The organism is Enterobacter quasihormaechei (assembly GCF_004331385.1).
In the GTDB taxonomy this organism is placed as follows: Bacteria; Pseudomonadota; Gammaproteobacteria; order Enterobacterales; family Enterobacteriaceae; genus Enterobacter; species Enterobacter quasihormaechei.
The window spans coordinates 74,496-98,123 of record NZ_SJON01000005.1; the positions used below are offsets into that span (position 1 = coordinate 74,496).

Annotated in this window: 25 protein-coding genes, 1 tRNA gene and 1 pseudogene; 4 read left to right on the forward strand and 23 right to left on the reverse strand. The window is 50.4% G+C overall.

Annotated elements, in window-relative coordinates:
• Nucleotides 1–86 precede the first annotated feature (86 nt).
• The 8 genes and pseudogenes from E0L16_RS08950 to E0L16_RS08990 all read right to left on the reverse strand — a co-directional run bounded on the left by E0L16_RS08950 (nt 87) and on the right by E0L16_RS08990 (nt 8,316).
• Nucleotides 87–1,034 carry a major capsid protein gene (locus E0L16_RS08950; protein WP_032665986.1) on the reverse strand — a complete coding sequence of 316 codons (948 nt, stop codon included), beginning with the start codon at nt 1,032–1,034 and terminating at the stop codon, nt 87–89.
• Between the two features lie 12 nt (nt 1,035–1,046).
• A complete protein-coding gene (locus E0L16_RS08955) occupies nt 1,047–1,817 on the reverse strand; it encodes a hypothetical protein (protein ID WP_102751291.1) in 771 nt (256 codons plus the stop codon).
• An 82-nt stretch (nt 1,818–1,899) separates the two neighbouring features.
• A complete protein-coding gene (locus E0L16_RS08960; protein ID WP_048228552.1) occupies nt 1,900–2,085 on the reverse strand; it encodes a hypothetical protein in 186 nt (61 codons plus the stop codon).
• A 608-nt stretch (nt 2,086–2,693) separates the two neighbouring features.
• Nucleotides 2,694–3,785: pseudogene (locus E0L16_RS08965) on the reverse strand (structural protein); the annotation flags it as partial.
• 1 nt (nt 3,786) lies between these two features.
• Nucleotides 3,787–5,175 (reverse strand): DUF4055 domain-containing protein, encoded by a 1,389-nt coding sequence (locus E0L16_RS08970; RefSeq protein ID WP_131636760.1) that lies wholly within the window; start codon nt 5,173–5,175, stop codon nt 3,787–3,789.
• 1 nt (nt 5,176) lies between these two features.
• Nucleotides 5,177–6,484, reverse strand: a complete 1,308-nt coding sequence (locus E0L16_RS08975) for a terminase large subunit domain-containing protein (protein WP_131636761.1) — start codon at nt 6,482–6,484, stop codon at nt 5,177–5,179.
• Nucleotides 6,462–7,451 carry a terminase small subunit gene (locus tag E0L16_RS08980; RefSeq protein ID WP_131636762.1) on the reverse strand — a complete coding sequence of 330 codons (990 nt, stop codon included), beginning with the start codon at nt 7,449–7,451 and terminating at the stop codon, nt 6,462–6,464. The genes E0L16_RS08975 and E0L16_RS08980 overlap by 23 nt, the downstream gene beginning before the upstream one ends.
• A gap of 451 nt (nt 7,452–7,902) precedes the next feature.
• Nucleotides 7,903–8,316: an Ivy family c-type lysozyme inhibitor gene (locus E0L16_RS08990; protein ID WP_131636763.1), complete on the reverse strand. Its 414-nt coding sequence runs from the start codon at nt 8,314–8,316 to the stop codon at nt 7,903–7,905.
• 580 nt (nt 8,317–8,896) lie between these two features.
• Between E0L16_RS08990 and E0L16_RS22020 the strand changes: the two genes are divergently transcribed.
• Nucleotides 8,897–9,112 (forward strand): hypothetical protein, encoded by a 216-nt coding sequence (locus E0L16_RS22020; protein ID WP_165498405.1) that lies wholly within the window; start codon nt 8,897–8,899, stop codon nt 9,110–9,112.
• A gap of 1,472 nt (nt 9,113–10,584) precedes the next feature.
• On the opposite strand, the gene E0L16_RS22110 is transcribed toward E0L16_RS22020, so the two are convergent.
• The 13 genes from E0L16_RS22110 to E0L16_RS09060 form a co-directional block, all read right to left on the reverse strand.
• Complete coding sequence (locus E0L16_RS22110; RefSeq protein WP_063135099.1) at nt 10,585–10,722, reverse strand: hypothetical protein; 138 nt, start codon at nt 10,720–10,722, stop codon at nt 10,585–10,587.
• Nucleotides 10,712–10,987: a hypothetical protein gene (locus tag E0L16_RS08995; protein WP_058689407.1), complete on the reverse strand. Its 276-nt coding sequence runs from the start codon at nt 10,985–10,987 to the stop codon at nt 10,712–10,714. The genes E0L16_RS22110 and E0L16_RS08995 overlap by 11 nt, the downstream gene beginning before the upstream one ends.
• A 7-nt stretch (nt 10,988–10,994) precedes the next feature.
• Complete coding sequence (locus E0L16_RS09000) at nt 10,995–11,624, reverse strand: glycoside hydrolase family 19 protein (RefSeq protein WP_131636764.1); 630 nt, start codon at nt 11,622–11,624, stop codon at nt 10,995–10,997.
• Nucleotides 11,624–11,905, reverse strand: coding sequence for a phage holin family protein (locus E0L16_RS09005; protein WP_131636765.1), 282 nt, complete (start codon nt 11,903–11,905; stop codon nt 11,624–11,626). The genes E0L16_RS09000 and E0L16_RS09005 overlap by 1 nt, the downstream gene beginning before the upstream one ends.
• Nucleotides 11,892–12,278, reverse strand: a complete 387-nt coding sequence (locus tag E0L16_RS09010) for a phage holin family protein (protein ID WP_063448877.1) — start codon at nt 12,276–12,278, stop codon at nt 11,892–11,894. Before E0L16_RS09010 ends, E0L16_RS09005 begins: the two co-directional genes overlap by 14 nt.
• Nucleotides 12,279–13,065: 787 nt before the next feature.
• The gene (locus tag E0L16_RS09020; protein ID WP_063448879.1) at nt 13,066–13,257 is read right to left on the reverse strand and encodes a hypothetical protein; all 192 of its coding nucleotides are present in this window, start codon (nt 13,255–13,257) and stop codon (nt 13,066–13,068) included.
• A gap of 89 nt (nt 13,258–13,346) precedes the next feature.
• Nucleotides 13,347–13,423, reverse strand: a tRNA-Arg gene (locus E0L16_RS09025).
• Between the two features lie 576 nt (nt 13,424–13,999).
• Nucleotides 14,000–14,833: an antitermination protein gene (locus E0L16_RS09030; protein WP_131636766.1), complete on the reverse strand. Its 834-nt coding sequence runs from the start codon at nt 14,831–14,833 to the stop codon at nt 14,000–14,002.
• Nucleotides 14,830–15,192, reverse strand: coding sequence for a crossover junction endodeoxyribonuclease RusA (gene rusA / locus E0L16_RS09035; RefSeq protein WP_063449446.1), 363 nt, complete (start codon nt 15,190–15,192; stop codon nt 14,830–14,832). Before rusA ends, E0L16_RS09030 begins: the two co-directional genes overlap by 4 nt.
• A 2-nt stretch (nt 15,193–15,194) precedes the next feature.
• The gene (locus tag E0L16_RS22200) at nt 15,195–15,401 is read right to left on the reverse strand and encodes a hypothetical protein (protein ID WP_074160880.1); all 207 of its coding nucleotides are present in this window, start codon (nt 15,399–15,401) and stop codon (nt 15,195–15,197) included.
• Nucleotides 15,401–16,003, reverse strand: a complete 603-nt coding sequence (locus E0L16_RS09045) for a DUF1367 family protein (RefSeq protein ID WP_131636767.1) — start codon at nt 16,001–16,003, stop codon at nt 15,401–15,403. The genes E0L16_RS22200 and E0L16_RS09045 overlap by 1 nt, the downstream gene beginning before the upstream one ends.
• 388 nt (nt 16,004–16,391) lie before the next feature.
• Nucleotides 16,392–16,616 (reverse strand): DinI-like family protein, encoded by a 225-nt coding sequence (locus E0L16_RS09055; protein ID WP_063448882.1) that lies wholly within the window; start codon nt 16,614–16,616, stop codon nt 16,392–16,394.
• A 368-nt stretch (nt 16,617–16,984) separates the two neighbouring features.
• Complete coding sequence (locus E0L16_RS09060) at nt 16,985–17,434, reverse strand: VOC family protein (protein ID WP_063448883.1); 450 nt, start codon at nt 17,432–17,434, stop codon at nt 16,985–16,987.
• Nucleotides 17,435–17,922: 488 nt separating this feature from the next.
• Here E0L16_RS09060 and E0L16_RS09065 point away from each other — a divergent pair, with 488 nt between their 5' ends.
• The 3 genes from E0L16_RS09065 (at nt 17,923) to E0L16_RS09080 (ending at nt 21,762) form a co-directional block, all read left to right on the forward strand.
• Nucleotides 17,923–19,104 (forward strand): diguanylate phosphodiesterase, encoded by a 1,182-nt coding sequence (locus E0L16_RS09065; RefSeq protein ID WP_014884018.1) that lies wholly within the window; start codon nt 17,923–17,925, stop codon nt 19,102–19,104.
• A 1,043-nt stretch (nt 19,105–20,147) separates the two neighbouring features.
• Nucleotides 20,148–21,341 (forward strand): MFS transporter, encoded by a 1,194-nt coding sequence (locus E0L16_RS09075; RefSeq protein ID WP_131636840.1) that lies wholly within the window; start codon nt 20,148–20,150, stop codon nt 21,339–21,341.
• A 67-nt stretch (nt 21,342–21,408) separates the two neighbouring features.
• Nucleotides 21,409–21,762 carry a DUF1304 domain-containing protein gene (locus tag E0L16_RS09080; protein ID WP_063448886.1) on the forward strand — a complete coding sequence of 118 codons (354 nt, stop codon included), beginning with the start codon at nt 21,409–21,411 and terminating at the stop codon, nt 21,760–21,762.
• Between the two features lie 193 nt (nt 21,763–21,955).
• Here the strand turns inward: E0L16_RS09080 and E0L16_RS09085 are convergent, their stop codons facing one another.
• On the reverse strand, nt 21,956–22,642 hold the full coding sequence (locus E0L16_RS09085; protein WP_131636768.1) for a replication protein P: 687 nt from the start codon (nt 22,640–22,642) through the stop codon (nt 21,956–21,958).
• On the reverse strand, nt 22,639–23,556 hold the full coding sequence (locus E0L16_RS09090) for a replication protein (RefSeq protein WP_165498406.1): 918 nt from the start codon (nt 23,554–23,556) through the stop codon (nt 22,639–22,641). Before E0L16_RS09090 ends, E0L16_RS09085 begins: the two co-directional genes overlap by 4 nt.
• Nucleotides 23,557–23,628 lie beyond the last annotated feature (72 nt).

Below are 23,628 nucleotides of genomic sequence, written 5' to 3' on the forward strand. Positions count from 1 at the left end.
GTTTGCCCAGGCTCACAGCTGAAAGACTTTCTTCGATGTGCGCGTGCGATGCGCATAAAAAAGGGGCCAAAGCCCCTTTGTGATGATTAGCTACCGCCGCCGAGTTTGATGAGAACGCCCGCAGTGGATTTGTTACTGGTGAAGTGTTTTTTCCAGTTCCCCGCGGTGCCGATGGCGGTCAGGTCAGGGTTATCACCTTTGGCGGTATCCCAACTGTAGCCCAGCAGTTCAACGTTCACGGTACCTTCAGCTCGGTAGCCAATCGCAAGGTTTTCCTGATCGTTGATATCGTAGGAACGGAAGCCCGGCGCCTGAGACTCGGTAACAGTCACTGCGCCGGCCACCAGCCCAAGGATCGCATCAGCGTCCATGGTGTCGGTCACCAGCACAGGTTTACCCAGCGTGCCAGGCTGACCGCCGTAAACCACCACGCCCGCTTCTTCGTAGATTTTGTTGGCAATCGCCTCATCAACAATGTCGAAGTAGGTCGCAGAGTGCATCACGAACAGAGCCACGCGGTTAAATTTGTCGCCGTATTTGCGCAGGCCACGGGTCAGGGTCTTTTTACCGTCGGTCGCAATGTCGGCGGTTACGACCATGTCCGTGTTAGCACCAATCGCCGCAGTCAGCGCTTTCAGGCCATATTTCACGTAGCCTTCCAGCGTGGCATCTGCCACATCAACGCCGATCACTTCGGAGAATTCGTCTACAGAGCGGCCGCGGCGTTTGAATGCCTCTTCGGTGGTTTCATACGGGCCGTATTTCCACGGTGCTTTGACGGATACGGATTCACCGGCGCCAATCTTCTTGCCAGTCACTTTATCGGTGGAGTTCGTGTCACGCGATTCGATAGAACCGCCCACTTTGTAGAAGGCTCGCTTGCGGAAATCGCCTTCAATCAGTTCATTATCCAGCAAAATCGCACCGTTGGAGGAAGCGTTGAACACTTCCAGGTTGTCCTGGCGACGCTCAAGAAACGCGGTCTGCGCCAGATCGTCATAAATAACCAGGTCGGAATTAACAGTCGTTGCCATGGTTTGAATCCCTTATTTCGGAAGTTTGAGGAAGGCCTGCTGGCCGTGTTTGCGGATGTAGTCCGCTTTGTCGCTGGCGCTCATTTCGGAACGTTTCAGACTTCCACCACCGTTTGGCTTGTGTCCGCCCGCGCCTGTGCCTTCTGCGCGCGGGAACAGATGCGGAGCCGTCTCCTTGAGTGACTCCGCCCACTCAAGCGGGCTTAGTGGGGTTTTGCCATCTTTGCCGAACAGAACATCGCCATTTGCATCAACCGCTACGGCCTCGCCTTCGTCGTTGAGCTGGAATGTGCCTTTGGCACGCAGAATAAGATCGTCAGAAGCTTCAGGCAGCGCGCCCGCTTTGGAGGCTGCTGCACGGATTGCATCCCCGAGAACCCGATCCCGGAATTTGTTGGAGAACGCTTCAGCTTTTTCCGCGCGTTCGTTTGCCGCTTTGATCTGCTTATCAACGTCAGCACGCAGGCGCTCGGTACGCTTATCCAGCACCTCATCAATTTTCCCGGCGGCGATAAGCTTCGCCTCTTCATCGTCAGAAAAACGCTGGAGAATGCCGCGTACAGCGTCTGGATCGATACCGTCAAAGCGCGACAGGTTTTCTTTTTGCTGCTTGATGGTGCCCAGCAGCTCAGAGTTTTTCGATTTCAGGCCTGTGACTTCACTGGTCACACGCTCATCAATCAGCTTCTGGATTTCGGGGGTGATTTCGATACCACCGCCACCACTGCCCTCACCGTCGTTTTCAGGTGCGTAATATTTCAGAAGCATGTTTCGGATTAACATAATTTCCCCTCGGGATTTTGTCGGGCCTCGCCCATAAAAAAAGCCCCGGCGGATGCCAGGGCTCAGAGTGTTTGTTTAACGCTTAATCAGGGTTGTTTAGCCGGGTGTAAACCGAGCCGATCAGGACGCCAATCATCCTGCCTTCAGGCGTAGCCTCGCCAGCCTCTTTGCAGATAGCATCCAGTTGTTCGATAACGTCATCCGGCAAAGGCTCCATATGAGCCAGCTCTGACGCTTTTTTCAGGAACGGGAGTGTTGTTTCAGCCACTTGAGGATCTCGGGGTTGATAGTGTCATTCTGGCCGCTCATATACGCCGATACGATCTCAGCAAAAAGTTCTTTCGGTGCTTCTGCGGCATAGGCGCTGAGAGCACGCCACCTGCCATCATCATAAGCACTTTCAACCAGTGCACCAACTTCAGGCCGGGAATAGTACAGATGATGTCCAAGTTCATGCCACACGGTGCCCTTCACCGATGCCACCGCAACATACGGCAACTCCGCAGGCGAAACATCCAGTACATCCTGAGGCAACGTGGACGACGCAACTGATGGCCTGACCATCATTGTCATATCGATTCCTGCGCTGTTCTTCAGAATATTTTCCCATTCACCGCTGTCCATCGCCCACCTGGAAAGGTGCACGATTCGTGAGGATGATTCATAAGCGCCAGCAGCAGACGCCGGAACATCCAGAGTGTTACCGAACGCCGAGACGGGTTGGAGTCCAAACCGATGGATCACATCGAAAGCAGCCTGCGCCGCCTGTTTCGCCTCATCCAGTGATACACCATCCGGGAACTTCACATCCTGCGCCACACGCCCGGTCATCCACTCCACCAGCTCATCCAGGGTACGGGAGGATTCAAGTGTCGGGGCTGCCCCGGAACGCTCCTGAAGCTGTTCGAGGCTTATCCATTCCCCCTTGTCCGTGTACATTTCGCCAAGGTCGATTTTACCCGCCCGGAACATCCGTCCACGCTCAACCCCCAGAACCTGATCCTGTCGCTGCGCCGATTGTCGCCTCAGCCATTCCAGATACGTGGTTTTCGCCGGTACCTGTCCGTCCATGCTGGCGCGGGTACCATCGTCCATTTCATCGATATCGATACCAAGTTCGCGCCACGACTTAAGAATCAGGGTTTCGGTAGAACGGCAGCAGAAATGAATTTTCCCGGGCCCTTGCAGGTAAGGTACTTTATGCCCGATCGGTTTATTATCCAGCGTGTATCGCAGCAGGTCGCGAATAATGCAGTCGTGGCTGGTTTTATTGTCCAGCGTAGACAGCCACTGCTTACCCTTCACGATGTCGCTGTTGGCGCTGGTGAAGCTGTTGCGCGCGGTCGCAGCCAGATGATTCACGGCTGTTTTAGCGATGCTTGCGGCGTTTGCCCTGCTCATCTGGAGCGCGCCGTCGCGATAGTCTTTATTGGCATGACCGCGCACACTTCGGGAGATGGTTTCAACCGTGTCGCCAGCAAGGTAGCCACGGCGTACAGCGTTTATGACCCGCGCCAGCCTGTCCGATTCCAGATTCTCCGCCCACTCACTCAGCAGGCGCCCCTGAAATGGCTGAGCCATCGCCGCGGCATAAACCATATCGGCGGTGATTCCCTGTAGCGGGTAGCGTGCCAGCACCTGTGAGGGAAGAAGGGAATCGAACAGGCTCAACTGATAACTGACCTCGTTCCTTGAAAGCGCCAGCAGTTCCCCTTCCAGACCGGACTGCATTGAAGCCACAGCCTGATGGTTAAGTTCGCGTACGCTGCCGAGCAAGCTTTCCAGACGTGTAACCGTGAAGCTATCAGCCGGAAGCCGATCCAGTGCATCCAGCAGACGGGCATATAGTTCAGCATCAGTCTCGTTAAGCAGCTTCACCATCCGGTTAGCGACACCTGTCGCATAGCGGCTAATCCAGACGGAATGAGCAATGGCCTCATCCCGCAAACTTTCGTTGACTGTTGCCATATCAGCCCCCGGTCAATGAGGGCGCCTGATTGCGGAGCGCATCAATCACATCATCCGGGCTGTCTGCCGGGTTGATGAGGTCGAGTTTCTGAAGTGCCCGGATCATGTCAGTATCGCGCAGTGCGCCGGACTGCCAGGCGTTCACAATGGCGGTGACCATCCCGGATTCGGCAACCTTCGCTATAAATTCCTGGTTGATGATGTAAGCTGGCTCATCCCCATTAATGCCCAGGTACTTTGCACACCAGCCCAGCGCCAGCGTGTAAGCCTCAGAAACGTTCGAAACGCAGATACCTAGCACCGATGTTGATGATGTCTGCTCACCGCTCGCCTGGGTAGCAGTCTTGGCCGTGGCGTTCTGCTCAATCAGTCGGGCGCCCAGCTGCACCATGTAATCGCGCTTGCTGTCCATGGCCTCTTTAGCCAGCATGTTCGGCTGCGCCTGGGCATAGCCAAACGAGCCTTCTCTGGGAAGCATTAGCGGTGAACGGGAACCAATTTTTACTCCGGCCTTCTCAAGGTAATCGCGCCAGTTGGTATCAAGCCCAGTCATATACGGCTGCACCTGACCACAGAACCACACGCTGTCCTCATAGTCAGCGCTGTTTCGATAATGGCCATGGTTTATCTCCACCAGCGCGGCCAGCGGTGAATCATCGATAGTGGGATCGTTGTTCTGGGCGCCGACAAAGGTAAACGGAATTTCATCCCAGTAGTCCTTTCCTTTAGGCTTCGGATGATATTCGCTGTCGACGGTGTAGGTTCCGCTTGCTGTGCCATCAGCCCGGCGCCATACCCGGCATATGAACCGCCCTTCTTCCAGCGCCAGCTCCCGGTACTGTATTTCATCCTTGTAAGCATAACCATCCGGCTCTTCTACGCATTCACGCAGGACCACCAGCACCAGCTGATCGCGCCCGTTAATTCGCTTTGTCCGCCAGTTGATGATGTTCTCTGCCGGATAGCGGAGGATGATCGCTTCGTCGGATGCTTCTGCATAGTCAACATAAAGCCCCTCTCGCGCCACCTCCAGCACGTTCTCGGCCACCAGCTGCGACTGTTGATAGATGCTGGTACCAGCACCGTCAGCATTATCCAGCAGGTATTTCAGCTTTTCAGGACCGTTAAAGGTGGGATCCTTTCGATATGCCATGCCAAGCATGCCGATCTTCGTATTACCCGCAATGGCGTAAAATACAGCGCGGCGCAGATAATCTTCATTGCGTTTACGGTTGCGCGTGGATTTATCGGTTGGATCGAGATAAGGCAAATACTTATTGCCCGCCGCTTTTACGGCCTCAGCTCCTTTGCAAAAATCTCTATATTTCCGCCAGGCAGCAGAAGCCGCCCGGTGTTCTGGTCGAACCCAGGTGATGTCGTCGTTTGCCATATCAGAAAGTGGTGTCCATGGTGATTGAGTATGCGGGTTTCACGATGGGGTAATCCTTCACAATGAAGTACCCACCAGCATCATTGGGGTGATCGTTATCAGCTTTTTTGTCCGGCTCTCCGTTCGCTGCCCAGACCTGTTGTTCGAGGCTTTCGGTGTAGACCGGGCAATTCTGGACGTTCACCAGATAACGGCGCTCGCCGTTGGCGTTACAGAACATGGCGTTCATCGAGTTGATGCGGTCTTTAACCGGCGGGTTGGCATCATCAACAATGACGCTGAATCCGGCATCGTTGAGCTGAGCGATATCGGTCTTGCTGGCGTTCTGGGACTTGCGGGAGTCGCCAGAGGCATCCGGATAGATGTAAATCTCCCGGCTCTTCACGTAGCGACCATCCTCGTAGCGCCAGAACTCTTCCTGTATACGCTTAATCATCGCCGGCGTGTCGTAGACCTTCACCAGCTCGCGAACCGCTCGCGGTAACCCGTTACGCTTTACGTGAACAATCGCGGCCATTTTTCCAACGTTGAAGTCCATACCGATAAACAGCGGATCCCCATCCTTAATCTCGTCAGAACAGTTGTTCAGCTTACGGTTAAAGGTGTGGTAAATGGTTCCGCTATTGAGGTTCGTGAACTTCCCGCGCAGGTATGCCTGAATCAGTTCATCAGGATAAGAACTCAGCAGCGACGGGATGTAATCCGGGGGAAGGTTCTTCGCGTTGTCGAACGTGCTGGCCTGAATCAGCCCGTACAGAGCAGAAAGCTCAGGTTTTTCACGCACCGCTTTTACGAACTGCTGGTAAACGAATTTGAAGCCTTCCGGCGTTGTCGTGACATCGATGCCGTTACGCAACCCATCGACCTTGTAACGCATACGGGCGATGATTTTTCGCCAGGCCTGCTGCGCTTTAGCAGCCGCCATGACGTCCAGTTCATCCACCATCGCATTACCGATTTTAAAGCCGACTATCGAACCTGGCTTCTCCATCGAGCGGCAGATTGTTGTCCCGCGGTACCGTCGCCCCTCGTAGAAGTGAACCTCTTTATTCCCCTCATTGATTTTGACGCTCAGTCCCCAGTCAAAAGCCACCTCTTCAATTGTCGGGTAGAAGATGTCACGAATCTGCGGGTACGTCGGCGCGAAATAACCTTGGTTAATTTTAGGGTGCTCCCACATCCCCTTACAGATGCCGCCACAACCCACCCACGTCTTACCGGAACCGAACCCGGCAACGTAGGCTTTGAATTTGTGCTGCATCGCGAGGAAACGCGCCTGAGGAATGTTAAGTGTCGGGCTGATCCCCATCTTCCGCCCTCGCGTCCACTACGTTGATATTGATCTGCACTGGAGTCGGTTCGTCATCATCACCATCACCGGCCAGCTCTTTGCGGAGTTTTTCCACCTCCAGCTGCCGGCGGTCGATTTCGATTTGCTGGAGACGCTGCGCGAATTCGCTATCCGCCAGGCCAAGCCGCTTCATTACCGCTTCGAACATTCGCTCACGGCTGATAGTGGTTATCTCGACGCCATTCTTGCCGATCTTTACGCCGGAGTAAGCGAGCCGAGAAGTTGCCGGGAGCTTGCGTGTATCCGGGAAATAAGGCTGGCCGATGCCGTCACCGTTACAGCGCGGACAGCCAGGGTTAGGCTCTCTGGTGTGATCGTAGCCATAGCCGCCTGTATCTTGCGGCAGCCTTGCCCCTTCCCGTCCCTCCGCCTTTGCTGTTTCCTCTTCGAACTCTACAGCGTCACGCCACTGATAGTGGTGGCCGAAGCCCCAGCAGTAACGACACGCACCGCGGCGATACTGCGAAAGTTGGTTTGCATCGAAGGTGGCAAGCTGCCACATCTGTGCGAGGACTTCATCGGCACTGCCAAGCGTGCGCTCAATGGAGGCTTTTTGCTGCTGCGCAATTGCCTGCGCAACGTTAGGATTCGCTATTAGCTGACGACCATAGTTTGGGTCACTATAGCCAGCACGTGCAGCGGCTGCCGTGGCGTTATTATCCTTCAGGTATTCAGCAATAAAGTGCTTTACCTTCGCGCTTAGCTTTATAGCCACCAGCTCATCTGCGCTTTTATCATTCTGCGCAGTGCGCACTATCTTTTGCGGGTAAATTTTTGTATTTTGCGCAGCAGTTTTCTTGATATAGCGGCGAGCAGTTACATAATAAAGATTATGTGTCTCGCACCATTTCTTAGGGGATATGCCAGTAGCAGCGTGATCAGACAGGAACCGCTTCTGCAGCTCGCCCCAGTCCGGCTTAGCCATTGTCACCTCTAAACTAAATGAACTTTAGACGTCACTCACAGCTTCAGTGTTTGAAGCAAGGAAGTATTTTTCTCAAAGAAATCTTGAAATGAGGATTTAAGCTTATGAAATATGTATAACTATGATGATGTTCACAAAATCAAGGCCAATCTCGAGTGGATAGTGCATCATGCCTCTGCCCGGTCACATTTGCGCACTGAGCATGACCAATTAGTGATTTCCGATCTAATGGAACTCATCCAGACTTATGAAACTCTTCTGGACCTTGTAAGCAAATTTGGTGCTTCCGCCTTAAATTCGGAAATCATAGCGGGTCTATCAATCACAGAAGAATTCATTGCTAAAGTTAAGCGGAATGAGGGTGCGATGTGAGCGACCAACACATTGTGAGGCGATTGATTTGTGTTTTGAAGCTTCAAACTGGTGGATTGCAGTTTGAAGCTTGGGCTATTTAATTGCCGTACATCCGATTGAAAAGCGCATTTTTCATCGCATCAGAATCAATCGGATCCAGGTTTAACCAGGTCAATGTCTCTTGGTTCTTTTCTGCATTGAAATCAGAAAACACACCATGGATATCACCGTTATCAGGTGAGTAGAGAACAGCAATATTCTGTTCTGGACAACTATGAGGTTTACACCCTGACAGTGCAATATACTTTTTGCCTGCAACTGTAACTTCGGTTGATGGCGTGCTTGTGCCACCACTTTTTACCCATTCAGGTAATTTGTTTTTACTAATAAGCTGGGAGTAGCTTTTAGAGGTGCTTTTTGCACTGGCGAAGTCAGAGAGATACTGCCCCTCGTCAGCAACAGCACTGAACGAAACCAAAGCTATAGCAGCGATAATCACTTTAACCTTCATGTTATTCCTCGTTCCATAAAAACACTTCAACTCTATACCTTTGCCGTCGCTATGTCAGCCTTATGGATGATCAGAGTATTTAATGATACTGCCCAGCACAAATGGTTAGGTAAGGATTATCTTAATCACTAGCGCTTATGCTTGTTGATTACTGGCTGACTGCCAAGCTCTTCAAGACTCTGATGAGGAGATTGCCAACTTCAGGGAACCATCGATAAAAAAGAGCAAGTAAAACTGAGACTCCTCTTGCCCTCCTGGTTGGGGGGCATTTTTTATCACTTATTCGCGATAAGTATTACCCAGCCTACCAGTTGATGACCTGCGGTTCGTATAGATGTGGTGCCGGGTGCCTCCCGGTGAGCCTTTTGGTTAACCAACCATGACCCGCTTGCTTCAGAAATTCACGATGCCCTCATGAAGAAGAGTCGTCAGGTTAATTAGCCCCGCCGCTGAGGGGGATTCACCACGGTCTAACTGTAACACATGAATGCCGATCGAGTGCGGAGTTGTGAGACTTTGCTACGGTTAAAGTCCAGAGGAGAGACTGTGTCAGAGCCTCATGGATGAGGTTCTATCTTGTATGGCAATTCGCATGCCACGCTTTGTTATGCGTCAAGATGTCGCGCTTTGTCTGCCGATCCAGAACGTCGATGTCGTGATCAGTCAGGTAGATTGGTTTTACCCAGTCACAGGAGGTTTTAACCACCACTGGGATGCTTCCACATTTTACGCTGCTCGCGATAAACGATGCGTAGGTAACCTTTTTGAAGCGCGTTGTATTGAAGCAGGTTGGTAATCCGCCAAGCTGTAGATACAATGGTTTGACATATGTTAACGTCAGGACGACCTGCTCATGATTTTCCTTTATTCTTTTATTGCACTCTCCTCTCTGACAGCATTCGTCTTACTATGCTTTTTTGCAATTTATCAGTTTTCTGTTAAGGGTGACGTTAGCTTCTACGTAATGCTCTTCGCTTTGATATTCCTTTGCGTATCATTTTACGGAGCGGTGGGTTTTACTTACACAAAATTAAAAGATGCCGGAACCATCATAAAAATTATCTAAATATGCTAAGGCCGCATCTCAAATAAATGTAGAAAGACCTTATTAAGCCCACCAGCAGCTGAGCTTTGTAATTGCTGCCACTTCCCGGAGTGACCACACTCCTCCCCTTGAGCTGCTGTCGTTTCATCGACACTTAAAATCGGTACGCGTCTGGCGTTCGCGCTGCCCTATCGGAGCATTTCCCATTATTAACCCTCACATCGGTATGCTATACCTGCTCGCCAATACGCGACTCGGGGCAGCATCATGGCTGCTGCATGGCCTTATGGCTGCGGTCAACCCGCTTACTGCTTCAAGGTCTTTAGCCCATCTACCAGTGAAAACAATCTGAGGAAATTCTTAATATCCCACGCTTACGTTTGTTGTTATCTGCCTGGCTGCCAGGCTATACATGACTCTGATGCGGAGAATGCCAACTCCGGGAAACATCAATAAAAAGAGCAACGAAACTGAGACTCCTGTAGCCCTCTCTGAGAGGGCTTTTTTTTGCAAAAAAAAGCCAGCTCGGACAGAACTGGCTGGGTCTAGCAGTAAGTAGGTATTACTTCGCACTCATTTCGACGTGTACCCTATTCCTTTAGTCAAGCATTCAGATGCCGGGTGCCTCCCGGTGGACTTGCATCACTCTGCAAACCCGCAACGTTACGTCCAGCAGTGACTGGTTGCCCCTCCGCTCAGGGGGATTCATCTGTATGGCAGAGATATCGAATCACTCGTGCCATTAAAACGTAGCTGACAGACAAAATAAAGTTGTGAGCATTGTTAAAATTCTTCGCTAATCATTCATTCCGTATACCCATCAGGCATTAGAAGAAAGTAGATTTTCGTTCCTTTGAGTTATTTATTTAATACACCTTTTTACTTTTGAGAAATGGATTACATTTACATTCTCTTGTAATGATGACCCCTTTGGTCTCCCTTCCGAGTTGCAGGATTTCATTTCGGAAGGGACTTTTTCCTTTCCCGCCTTGATAAATACTCATTGTTTTCTAGACTCTTACATAGACTTTGCTATGTCAGGTGAAGTCGTCGTTCAGGACTACCCGTGTGCTCAAGGATGAGCCACCCTGATTTGTTCAAGCTTTTCCCTGCCATTTAATTTTCTCCCCCCAAAGAATTGTCCATTCGTATTATGGAGTACTCAATGTTTGCTACGGTTAAAGTCCAGAGGAGAGACTGTGTCCGAACATCAAGGATGAGGCTCAATTTTTCCCGCAATTTGCTTTCCATGCTTTGTTATGCGCCAGGATGTCTTTCTTCGTCTGGCGGTCCAGAACGTCGATGTCTTGATCCGTCAGGAAGATTGGCTTCACCCAATCACAACCGGTATCAACCACCACCGGGACGCTTCCATTCGTTACGCAGCTCGCGATCAACATCGTCGCCAGGCATATGATTAACAGTCTGATGTACATTGCTGGCCTCTTTCGTTGTTTCTACCCTGCGTTCGGCTGCTGCGACCATTGCCGCTGCGTTATCTTCGGTTCGCTGCTGGTCGGCTTTAGCTTCTGCTTTGCTGGTGCCGCGAATATGGCCCAGACCAAAAGCGCCGGCGATAGCGGAAATGACCAGTGCGGCCAGCCCGATTATTGTCTCGATACCCACACTCACCTCATACCAGAACTGATTTCGCCAGGTTAAACAATGCACGGCGTTTTTCCAGCCCGTTGCGGCCGCCATTGATTAACAGTGTCACGCGCTCAACGTCGCCGGAATGAAGAAGGCAACCGCGGGAGGCATAAAACCATGCGGCTGAGCGCGCGGCGTATTCATCCTCTTCAAGCAGTTCCGGGTGGGTTACAAGGTCCAGTTTCAACGCCTGGCCACAACTGCGATAGTTACTCAGACCAGTAACCTGTTTCAGCCCGCGACCGCGATATTTCCATCCATCACCGTCAACCTGATTGCCCAGGTGTTCTTTTCCCCACTCACCACCGTATACCAGATTAGCGATCGCTTTCTGGTTCGCCGGTTGTGTTGTCGTTCTGCCAAGTGCAGCGGCTTGCTGAGATGTGATGCGGTGGCTGCCGAACGTCGGCACCAAGTTTTCTGCCGCATAATTAAGATTTTCCACCACACGGGTAAATCTGGAGCTTTCGTGCCCCATCTGGGCAATAAACATCGCCTGATCAAGCGGTGTGGTTATGCCGTACTCCTTCATAGCGGCGTCGATATGCGGAAACCAGCGCGCAGCTAACCCGGCGCTGATACCAGCCGCCTTCTGAAATTGTGTTTGATTCATTAGTGTCTCAGATGATCAACCAGACGTGCAACGTTGCCTTTGACGGCCACCTGCACGGAAAGGAATATGATGTTTGCCGCAATGGTGGCCCATGATGAATGCGGGTAAATCCCACACAGGTACGCCAGCGGTACAGCGCTGTAGGTGACGGTAATCAGCCAGGCTAAACGCGAAATCCATGGCCGATGCCGCGAATCTCCACGGCGATAAAACATCAGAGTAATCACAACACCGGCGCAGAGCAGCGCGTTGATAGTTGCTGTTGGGTCATTTAGTACCACCCGAACCTCCCCGGCGCGTTATCAGCGCCACCAGCGAGCCGATGTCCTGCTTGTTCAGGAACGTAAGGATTTGAACGGCCAGCGCAGAAACAATCACGGCACCGATGGCATCCAGTGGTTTATCGCTATATTCCGTCCAGGACGCGAGTTTAGAACCAACCAGACCAGAGCCAAGAATGCCGACGATATACGACACGACGAAGTAGGCCAGCCGGCGCAACACACTCAGGTCAGCTGCTGTCGCGATGTAAAATACGGCGCCTGCAAATGCACCAAAAACAACACCGTAGTCTGTCCCGGTCAATAAACCGTAGACACTGGCTCCGGTCAAAGCTAAACCGGCCAGCCCCGTGCCAGAAAATGGATCGGACATCGGCCCCCCCTCATATTGCTGTGAATCCTCTCAGTAAATTTGAGGGGAAATAAAAAAGGCCGCCCTGAGGCAGCCTGTGTTCTTCGAATTATGTTCATAAAGGTGGGGGTATGGGTCCTTCCAGAACGACCGCTTCACCGTTATGGCAAAGATCGTAGCCACGAGTTAGATGCCAGACGCCTCTGATTATTTTTCCTGTAACCATATCTTCGGTTTTACCGTGCGAAAAGTAGGCGATCTGGACACAGTCATTGTGTCTAATCCAATAATATCCCTCTTTCATAATTCACCTCTTAAATTGTTTCATTTAGAAGTGTATATGACGATTCAGAACCTGGTGGTCGACAAAACGTTTATTTGAGGATGAGATGCCGGGTGCTTCCTGGAGACTTATCTCTGCTCGTCAAAGTCGCGTACATACCTGCACATAGCAATTAACAAGACGTTCCACCGCTTAGGTGGGATTCACAACATTCATAACTAAACAGGTACATTCATATGATCAATAGACAAGTAAATCATGCAAAAAAAAGCCTGCTCAAATAGCAGGCATAAATAGCTAAGTTGGCAATAACTGAGGGTGTGGTGCCGGGTGCCTCCCGGTGGAAATGCTTACAGAGTTCATCTCCGCGCGCTGGTTGGACACTCTGGAGAAATGTCCTGCTGAACCGCCCCTCCGCTTAGGGGGATCCACCACAAAAACGCTTTCAGAAACATCCATTACGCAGGATGCTTAAGAAGCATATGTGCAGTATGAAAAATCTGCCACATAATCAGATGAATATATTCATTTCATTGGCACAGACAGTGGGCCTTCAATCACTTCAGCCTCACCGTTGTGGCAAATATCATCACCTCGTGTCAGATGCCAGACACCAGTTATTGTCTGGCCCGTTTCAAGGTCCTCGGTGACACCGGCGGTGTAGTAAGCGACCTGCACTATGCCGTTGTGCTGTATCCAGTAGAAACCTTCTTTCATTGATATCTCCTCATAGTGAGGATTTGATTATATGGCAGCGGTGTGAGTGATGATGTTAGAAATACTAAATCGTTAATTAAGTAATTCTCTGGTCCGCCATCGAGGATTCGAACCCCGAACCACAGAGGTAGAAGCTCCGTGCTCTTTCCAGTTGAGCTAATGGCGGAAAAAAAAAGACCAGCAATGAGATGCTGGTCATGGGTCATGCAGTTTTCTCTGCGATGTAGGTGTATCCCCACCAAGTGTTTTCAGTATCGAGAGCATTATCAAATGCCTATTAAAAGATAGTTCCTTTGATGAAACATATGCCAAATAGTTGCGCTTCCCGAAATTTCTAAGAAAATTCTTGGCCCAACCATAAACACAAACACCTTCTAGAGTGAGCTGTTTGTGCAAGAGGTAGGTCATAAAGCAAAAAAGCTGCCTTTGGGCAGCCTAAAGATAAAGAAATTAAAGTTGTGGTGCCGGGTGCCTCCCGGTGACTCTGCGCTAGACCACAGAACCGCGTTCCATAAACCCGACTGGTTTTGCCTAGCCGCCCCACCGCTTAGGGGGATTCACCACCTGAGCACTTTACGCGGCATAACGCTTAAAAGATACATTTTATTTACTATTTACAAAGAAACAAAAATCCCGCCGTAGCGAGGTTCAGAATTTTTAACTATGGATATATAAAGCCCATCGTTAGACTAAAATTACCACAGTTTAGGGAAAAGTAAATAGCTCACGATAAATTCACGCCCTATTTTGTTATCTGCTTGAACTGCGCATCAGCCCAAGCCTCTTCTATGTCAAACTTGGTGATCAGATGATCGTAAAATGGTTTAACAGACTTCTTCCAGGAATCGAGGCTGATTGCATCAGTTATCTGACACACCGCTGCGTATGCCTCGGTAGATGGGATTCGTTCATATCCACGGCCACTACAGCGTTTGCAATCAGCCAGAACCGGGATGCCCTGGTGTTCTGTAAGAGCCTGATTGATGGCTTTCCCGCGTCCATGACAATCTCTACAGGCACAACTTACAACCTTCTTACCCTTACACTGAGGGCAGAGAACGCGAGCTATCTCCCTGACATGTCTGCGTACCTCGTATTCAGAAGGTCGAATATTTTCGACGCCCATATTCAGGGACAACCTCACGAACTTCTTCTCTTTTGCCGGAGTGTGAGACTTCGTGCTGAAAACCTCCGCATCAACAAACCCTTCCCCATTGCAGCTATCGCACTGCTTCACGCTGGCGGCGCTGCGGGAATAGTCCTCGAACGCGATGGTGGCCAGCTGGTGCATCACCATCGGTTTAATCTCTGCATCAAGCTTCCGCAATGCCGCAACCCGGTCACATTTGGTCAGCGCGTACTGGGCCAACAATTCAATTGCCCTCTCCCGGTCATTATTGCTGATCCCCGTCTTCCCGAGAAAAGCGCTATAACCCATGGCGGCCCGTTCCTGCGTCATGCCTATAGCGGCCATAATATCCGTTCCGGTTAATGAGTCTGACGCAGTAGCACGCGGAGAGTCGCTAATCATTGTCGATTTGGCGAAGTGGTATTTGAGGGTATTTTCAAGATTCATGCGGTCTCCAGCTCGGTAATGGTGAGTTCTAATTTCCCGCCCTTAACGACAGGCATCTTCACAACGCGATAGTCGACTACCTGGCAGTCATCCAGCCAGAATTCCGCCTTGGTTAAAGCGTCGAATGCAGCTTTTTGGAGGTTATCCAGATCGCGGCGCCGGCGGTCGGGCATATGACATTCAATTCGGATTTTGAGTGGTGCGGCCGTCCGGATATTAAGCCGGGCGCTTCGAATGGCACTGGCAACCGCGTAGCGATACGCGACGCCTTCAGCGCTAATGTGCGTGCGCCCGCGGTTGTGCCGGTAATACCGGTTGTTGCTCGGCGGCCAGGGCAAAGTGAATTGATATGTCTTCACATTCACCCCCACATCCGGTTTCGCCAGCGTATATCCGGGCGTGCTGGTGTATTTGAGGTCGGAAGGAATGCACTGACAGTCCAGGTCACGTAATCCTGGTTAAGGCTGCGCTCCACTCTCACACCGCGCGCTCTGTAACGCTTAACCAGTTCGTCGGCCTGTTCGGTGCTGCATTCGGTATGATGGAACCAAGAATGTTGCATGCCCATCACCCCGCAAAGCCAAGCAGCTGCGCGGCGACATTTTCGGCCTCATCGCGACTGCGGAATGAACGAGACAGGACCCAGCGCCAAAGAACATCGAGCGCAGCTTTATAAAGTTGCTGGAACTCGAGTTCGTCCATGTTGGCGAATGAGATGCTACGTGGATGCTTTTTTAGTGTGCCGTCAGGTAGCTGAATAGCATCAAAGTGCCCTGCCTCGACGATTACCCATGAGCGGTAAGCATCGAAGGATTTGCACAAGCTAATGCCATTTGTGACGCGCCGGTAAGCAACCTGCTCAAGATACTGCTCGGCAGCGTCGATCAGCGCGCCCTCATTCCCGCCATACGAAGCCAGGAACTTGGCGTAGCCGGTTATCAGCTTCCGCTCGTTACTCGAGATAGCCCCGCCGGCTGGTTCCCAGTATTCAAAACCGAGGCTGAGAAGCGCGAAAAAGCGCCGGTGAAATACAGGGTTTCGTACCCGCCTGAACTCGGCAACAAGAACATCGCCAAGCCGGGTTTTGGTTTGCAGGATATCGCTGGTCTCGGGCGTAGCCGGGATCAGTATTCCTGAGTGGTGTTTTATAAGTTGTAATTCTAGCGCCATGGTTATCTCCGTGGCGCATCAGGTATAGGTTGTTCAGGCCTATGAAAGAATAATATCAGACGGTGGTGTAACTCGGTACCCCAGTCGTTTTGCAAATTGCATAAACCCGTTGAGAGTAAAGATTTTTTCCTCGTCGAGTAACGGTCGTAATGAAACTATTCCATTTACTCGATAAACCAGATATCTCCCTTCCGCCGGGAAGCTATAAATAACTGCTTTATCGGCCCTTCTGACCACGTCGTACCATTGATCATCTGCATTAAAGGCTTCTGCACTACACACTATTTCCCCCAGAGCGACGTATTGACGCAATAAACAGTAACCGGGAACAGCCAGGGGAACGCAAACAGCGATACTCTTTGAAACTGCTCCAGTGAAATTCACGCGATTAATAAAACCACTCGTCCGCGCTTTTCCAGTTCTTCTGCACGTTGTGTTCGACCTCTTTCTTGTCGCCCCCGAAATCAGCCAACCCATCATTGCCGGCACGCTTAATCGTAAGCTGGTAATCATCGAACTGCTTACTGAGTCTTTCGAGCAGTTTTGACTCAAGTGCAGGTATAGCCCTATCAGGAAGTTTCTTCATGCGATCAATGGATAACTCGATTTTCATTTTCCCCTCCGCAATGAACAACTGTATGCATATACAGTGCATTTATAAACGTATCTCACGGATTTTGCAACGATTAATGAGTGTTAGGACGACGGAGCGCTTGCAGGCTTGTAGGTATCTGTTTTATGGACGATATAGTAGGAATCTCGGATTTGGCCGTCAAAAATCAATAGTTATGTTGAATAGCTTTAAGTGGAGTTTTGTGCAGTTTCGCTACAAGATTTTGGTTTTGAGGTGAAATTAATAGAATGAAAATTCGGAAAGGCTATTATGGAGCTTGCTGTTATTGAGAAAAAAATTAGTCAGCAAGCTCTGAAACGACATGAAGCATTACCAAAGCGTAATGTGATCCAACCGATTATCGAAATTCACTGAGATGCAGGCACTCTATCATCCTGACGTAAAGCCTCGATCCCGACTTTCTGACCATAAGAAAGTTCAAGTGTATTGCCATCAGGATCAGCGAAGAAGACATAATAACCTACCGGTTCGCCTGCCTGAGCCGGTTCTTTTCGCAAGATGCCCTCCATTCTAGCCATCGCTACCTTATTGTCGATTTCTTCAATGCTTGAACAAGCTACTCCCAAGTGACCAAAATTACCTAAAGGGGTGTCAGTCACAGCATCAACCTGGACAAGGACAAGCGCAAAAGGGCGAGCTCGGTCACTTAACCACGCGACTTTACGTGCCTCCGGAAGATCAGGCTCTCGCCTATGTACGACTTCCATACCAGCATAACGGCTGTAGAAATCAATACTTTTTTCCAAATCTCTAACAACAAACGCAACGTGCGTAAAACCGACATCAATCTCTTTCATTAGGCTAATCCTTTGACTATATCGAGAATCGCCATCTTAAAAACTCAAGCTAACTTGAGGTCAAGTGCCTTTCATTCAATGCTTTTGCTGGATTTCTTGCACGTATCGTTCAATGTCGTTCAGGGTTGCAGCCTATGCTAACTAGCTCCAGCAAAATGAAGATAAGGCCCGCTACGCAAAGAAGAAGAGATAAAGTTAAAGCCACAATGAAAACCATTAGAACCTCCATGTGATAATTTTTACTATCACAATCTTAGAATCAATTTTTACTTTGTCACGTGTGCATACCAAGCAAATTTACGTTGCAGAATCGTGCATTTCTTGCAGGATTAAACCACATTAATTTACTGGTTTTTTTTGTGAAGCATTTTACTCTTCATGGACAATTTTAACGTTACCGTACTCGAATTTGTAAATTTTTCAGTTAAATAGCCCAAACTGATCTTTCTTATGCTACTTTAGAAGAAAATCCTTTAAAGTGTGCAACTATGCTTACCACTCTCATCTATCGAAGCCACCTGCGAGCTGATACACCAATTCAATCCATTATTGACATGGTCAGTGAAGCAAATTCCCGAAATGAATGTGCGGGGGTAACTGGTGTTTTACTTTTCAATGGGATTCATTTCTTACAGCTTCTGGAAGGTGATGAAGCAGCTGTAATGCAAATCTATGAAAAGATTTGCCTGGATACACTTCACTTCAACATTGTAGAACTCTTATCCGATTATGCCCCCTATCGACGATTTGGCCGCTCAGGCATGGAATTAATTGATATAAGACTATTCAGTAAAGAAGAGTGTCTGGACAGGGTTCTTCAACGTGGAACAACCCAACATAAAATGCTTTACAACGACAGAGCCTTAAGGTTTTTCCGTACATTTATAGATTCTGCTGAGACAGATAGCTATTATGAACTTCCTGATAGGTTCAGTTGGTTTTTTTCATCCGATCAAATAGATGTATCATCAGTTGATCCCGCCATTATCGAAGATATGTATGCAGTTATAGACCCTCTCGCTGCCCAGATCCATTCTTTTGTCTTGAATGCTAAATCAGATAATGACGTTATAAAAGCCAATAATTTACTTTTTGATTTGGAATCGAAGAAAGATTTGTTAAAAATTGCAGGGGGTTTCATTACCTCTTCACAACGAGTATCAATAACACTCCTGCCTTTAACCTTACTGAGGGTACCGAATGCGATTGAGATTTTGCTCGATTACATCAGAGAAAGTAACTTACACCCAGAACAAGTTTTAGTTGAGTTTTCTGAGAGCGAAATAATCCCTGAAATTGATGAGTTCGCGCATTCCGTGCAGATTCTCAAAAGCTGCGGTTTAAGTGTTGCTATTAATGACTTTGGTGTGGGAAATGCAGGTTTATTGTTTCTTTCGAAATTTCAGCCTGAGAAGCTCAAAATACACCCTCAACTAATCCATAATATACATAAGGACGGCTCTAAGCAGGCGATACTGCAAAGTTTAATACGTTGCGGCGAACTTTTAGAGATAAGGATTTGTGCAACAGGTGTCGAACAACCAGAAGAATGGATGTGGCTAGAATCCGCTGGTATATTTTGCTTCCAGGGCAATCTTTTTTCAAAATATGATAAAAATGGATATTTGAAGATCTTCTGGCCAGAATCTAATGAATTCATAGAATGTTAAAAAAAACTTGTAGACTTATTACTTTTTCATAGGCTTAACGCAGTCATAATCGATGGGTGTCAAGCTGGAAGCGGATAAACTAATATATAGTGAAAAGTCAGCGGGCCCGGCGGGTGCACAAGCAATGCTTCAGTACTCAGCTAAAATGCGGTAAACGGCGCAGGCTTAGATATTTGGCCTCAATTTCGTTTACGAAGAACCAGTTCATCCCTATACCCTCCTACCAGTTTTCATCCAGTCATATTTGGCTTTTATAGCTCAGCTGGTACCGACCGGTAAGCGATACTTGGGCAGCAAACGCTGCCGCGCCTATACAGTATTGGCTTACCTTTTATCTGAAGTGCTCACGCTTTCATCCTCTTTCCCCTTGCGATGTTAATTCTCTCAACGCATTCTCTTAATGCTTTGACTTGCTCCGAAGATAGCTCAGATTCATCAATTGTGGCTAGAAGTGCGTTGAGGGAGCGCTCAATATCGTTTTTAGTCAATCGTAAACAGATAACCTTAACCCAACGTGGCGAGAACTTGCTGAGGCCGATTGCTCTTGTAATGCGCTGTTTCATGAGATGCCTCTTTACCGCCAGTGGTGGCGATTTGTAACTCGGTTATAACACACGTGGAGAAGACTTATGTGACTATTTCGCCTTAGAAATTTCTAAGGGTCGTTTAGCCAGGGTAACCGGGCTTTCAGTGAACATCTAAGTTGGTTTTCCAGCATGTCACAAAAGCGCCTCGTCATTACCCGAAGCGGCTTATCACGCGAAGGTAGTTTTTACGGTCATACACAGGCTGGAATGTCAGCTTTGTGCCAGTAGCGAAAGTAGTTAACAACCATCAGTGTTGTTTAACGGGGAAAGGATCACTACAACCTCTCAAATAAAGCGTTGCTCGATGCAGGTTTATTGACGTCGGGCACAACCGCTTGCCCGTTTCATTTGGTTATTTTTATCTTGCTAGCCTTTTTTCAATACTGCCATAATGCATTGATAACAATATAATAACATCATCTCGGGTCACCACCTTTTGCAGGGAGAAGAATGAAGATGTTGCGATCGCTACAGGCGCTCTGCCTGATGAGCTTTTTTCTGGCGGATGTGCGCGATGGGCTCGGCCCCTTTCTCGGCATTTATCTCACTGAACAGCACTGGCGACCGGATGATATTGGATTTGTGATGACCGCAGGCGGGATTGCGGCGCTGCTGGCGACGGTACCCGCAGGGATTATGATCGATGCCACGCGCAAAAAGCGCCTGCTGCTGCTCGCCTGCTGCGCGCTGGTCACGCTGGCGACGCTCATGCTCTGGTACAGCACCCGTTACAGCATTGCGATGTTTTCGCAGATTGTGTCCGGGCTGGTCGCCGCGCTGATTGGCCCGTTGGTAGCGGGGATCACGCTGGGCCTGACCGGCCAGCGCGGCTTCACGCGGCAGATGGGCCGCAACGAGGCGTTCAACCACGGCGGCAATATGCTGGCGGCCGTGCTGGCAGGCGGCGCGATGTGGCTGTGGGGCATCGGCGCTGTCTTTGTCCTGATGACGGGCATGGCGGTTTTCACCGCGCTTAGCGTACTGGCGATCCGCGAGCAGGATATTGATCATGACGCGGCGCGCGGCCTTGAAACCGGCGATAAGGCGCAGGTGGTGCCGCAGCTGTCAGTGCTGATGCGTCATCCTGTGTTGCTGACGACCGGGATCACGCTGCTGCTGTTTCACCTCGGAAACGCTGCGCTGCTGCCAATGCTCAGCATGCGCGTGGCTGCTACCGGCAGCAGCCTGTGGAGCCCTGGAATCTACGCGGCGGCGACGGTAGTGATTTCGCAATGCGTGATGATCCCGGTCGCCCTTCTGACCTCCGCGCAGGCGCAGCGCTATGGCTACCGGCGGCTTATTCTGATTGCGCTTATTGTGCTGCCGGTGCGCGCCGCCCTGGCCGCCAGTTTTGCCGGGCCGTTATCCGTTATTCCGGTGCAAATTCTGGATGGCGTTGCCGCTGGGATCCTGGGCGTGGCGGTGCCGGGCTATATTGTTAACGCGCTACGCGGGTCCGGGCACATCAACGCGGGGCAGAGCGTGATTATGCTGATGCAGGGCGCGGGTGCCGCGTTTAGCCCGGCGCTGGCGGGCAGCATCGTCGCGCATTCGTCATGGCGCATGGCATTTGCGACGCTTGGGGGGGTGGCGCTTGCGGCATTAATTGTCTGGTGGCGCGCGGCCGGACGGGTATCGGCTACGGCATAATGACCGCCGCAAACCAGCTGCTCAGTATATACTGTTGATATTGCGTTCTTCTTTGTGAGAATGGCTCATGATCGCTTCCGTTCTTATCGCGCTTGTCGCCGTCATACACATACATATTCTCGTGCTTGAGATATTTTTGTGGGACACGAAAACAGGCCGCAAGGCTTTTAATCTCAGCGCTGATTTCGCCCGAGACAGCCGGGTGCTAGCCGCCAATCAGGGGCTGTATAACGGTTTTTTAGCGGCGGGATTGTTCTGGGGGCTGTGGCTGGGCGACGGTGGTCTCCAGTTTAAATTGTTTTTTCTAGTATGCGTGCTGATTGCGGGTCTGTTTGGCGCAATCACCGCCAGCAGGATAATTCTTTATGTGCAGGTGCTGCCCGCACTGCTGGCGTTAATTGCGCTGTGGATGGGACTATAACGGCGCAGGCCGCGCATGTGCCTCATTCAATAATACTTACCTGCGACTGGCTGTTCTACCAGGAGAACAGCACGAGATGCCAGAGCCTTGGCTCTTTGCGGGAAGGGTCGATTAATCTGACGTGTTCCCTGATAATTCACACAGAAGGCTGTTAGCAATGTCCGTTCCTCGCTCAAAGCAGACCATTTAATCCCTACGCCCTCCCATCGGCTTTCATCCGCTCATACTTGGCTTTGAGCAACTCAGCTGGCGTTGGCCCCTTCTGCGTCAGTGGCGCAGCCAGAGCCCGTCGAACAGGCGGAATCGGCTTCCCAGCCAGCACCCGCTTTTCCCACTTATCCAGAATATCTCCGGCTTCACGCTCGAGCTCTTTATGACTGAGTTGCCCATCAGTTCCGCGGCGCCGTAGTTCGAGGCAAATGTGGTAATAAACCGGCTTAGGCCACGGATACAGCTCGCTGCTCGGGTACCGGAACACCAGCTTACGCCACTTCCAGTATTCAGCCATGACGTCACCGGTGGTGATTCTCAGCACGCAGCGCCCTTCCCTGCACCACTTGATGAACTGGCCAGGTGGCGGCAGGAATGGACGCTCCTGACGACGCACCATGCGCATGCCTGCTTCAACCTGCTCCATTGTGGTTATCCCGTTTTCTTTGAACGCCAGCACCCATTGCCGGCGAATCTCGTTCACGTCTTCCTGGCTGCGATTAACCAGGCTTGCCGGGAACGCGGCGGCCAGCTGTACGAATAGCCCATTGATAATCTGCGCCACCTGCTGCGTTTGTTCGCGCTCGGTGTACTGCTCAGGCAAGTTATGGGCCACACGGCGAGCCTGTTCCCTGTCAAAATTGCGAATGCTCTCGGCAAGGTTTTTCATTCCAGTACCCCGTCAATCCAGTCGGTGTTATGCAGGTCGATACCGCTCCGGAAAGGTTTTACCGCCCCGGTTGCGCGCAGCCGTTTGGTGGTGAGCTGATCCCACTGTTTGCGAAGACTCGAAGGGCTCAGGATGTTGTCTTTCCAGAACTCGTCCCTGTTGGCCCACTGGAACAAATCGCAGATTTCGTAGTGCGTGCGCTTGTCCTGGACGCGCATCAGCCTGATGGTGTTTGCCCATTCAGCCCAGTTTGGTTCGGATAGCGAAGCGTTGACGGTGAGAAGCCTGTCGTAAATCCAGCGAGCGGCCTTGAGGTCGTCAGCGGATCCCCATGATTTACCTGCCGGGGTGTATATCCCGGCGGCAGCTTCTGGATGGCGCGAGAGAAACTTTTGAGTTTTCTGGTTTCGGGATTCGTCAGAATTCCGAGACGAGGATCTTTTAATATTGTTCTTGTTATAGTCTTGGGTGTCTACCGTTTCCGGGAAGGTTTTTCCCGTTTTCGGTAACACTTTTCCCGATTTCGGGAAGACTTTTCCCGTTTTCGGTTTGTCTAAAATCCAGGCAGAAAGGTCAGTATTTATACCAACAGTTTTCATAACGCCCTGCTTTTGACTGAAGATAATTTTGCGTTCTGCGAGCGATTTGAGCGCATCAGAAACATGCGAATCACTCAGCCCTGTAAGCTCAGCGATAACCGTGTTTGTAACGCGGTCCTGTTTCTTGTTCCAGCCGTAGGTAAGCCAGATCACCGCCTCAAAACACTGCCACTCCCGGCCTGACAATCTCAGGCGTGGCTTAAGCCGCTGGATCTCGTTAGCGACCTTGGTATATCCATTCGACAGGTCGGCCATACGACCTCCCGGTTGTTCGGTTCTGTGGGGGAAATTGATAATTTCAGCTGTGTTTGACATACTTAGCTCCGCAATTACACTCCGTTTTTGCAACTGAAAGCCGTTGGTGTTCGAGCACCGCGGCTTTCGCCT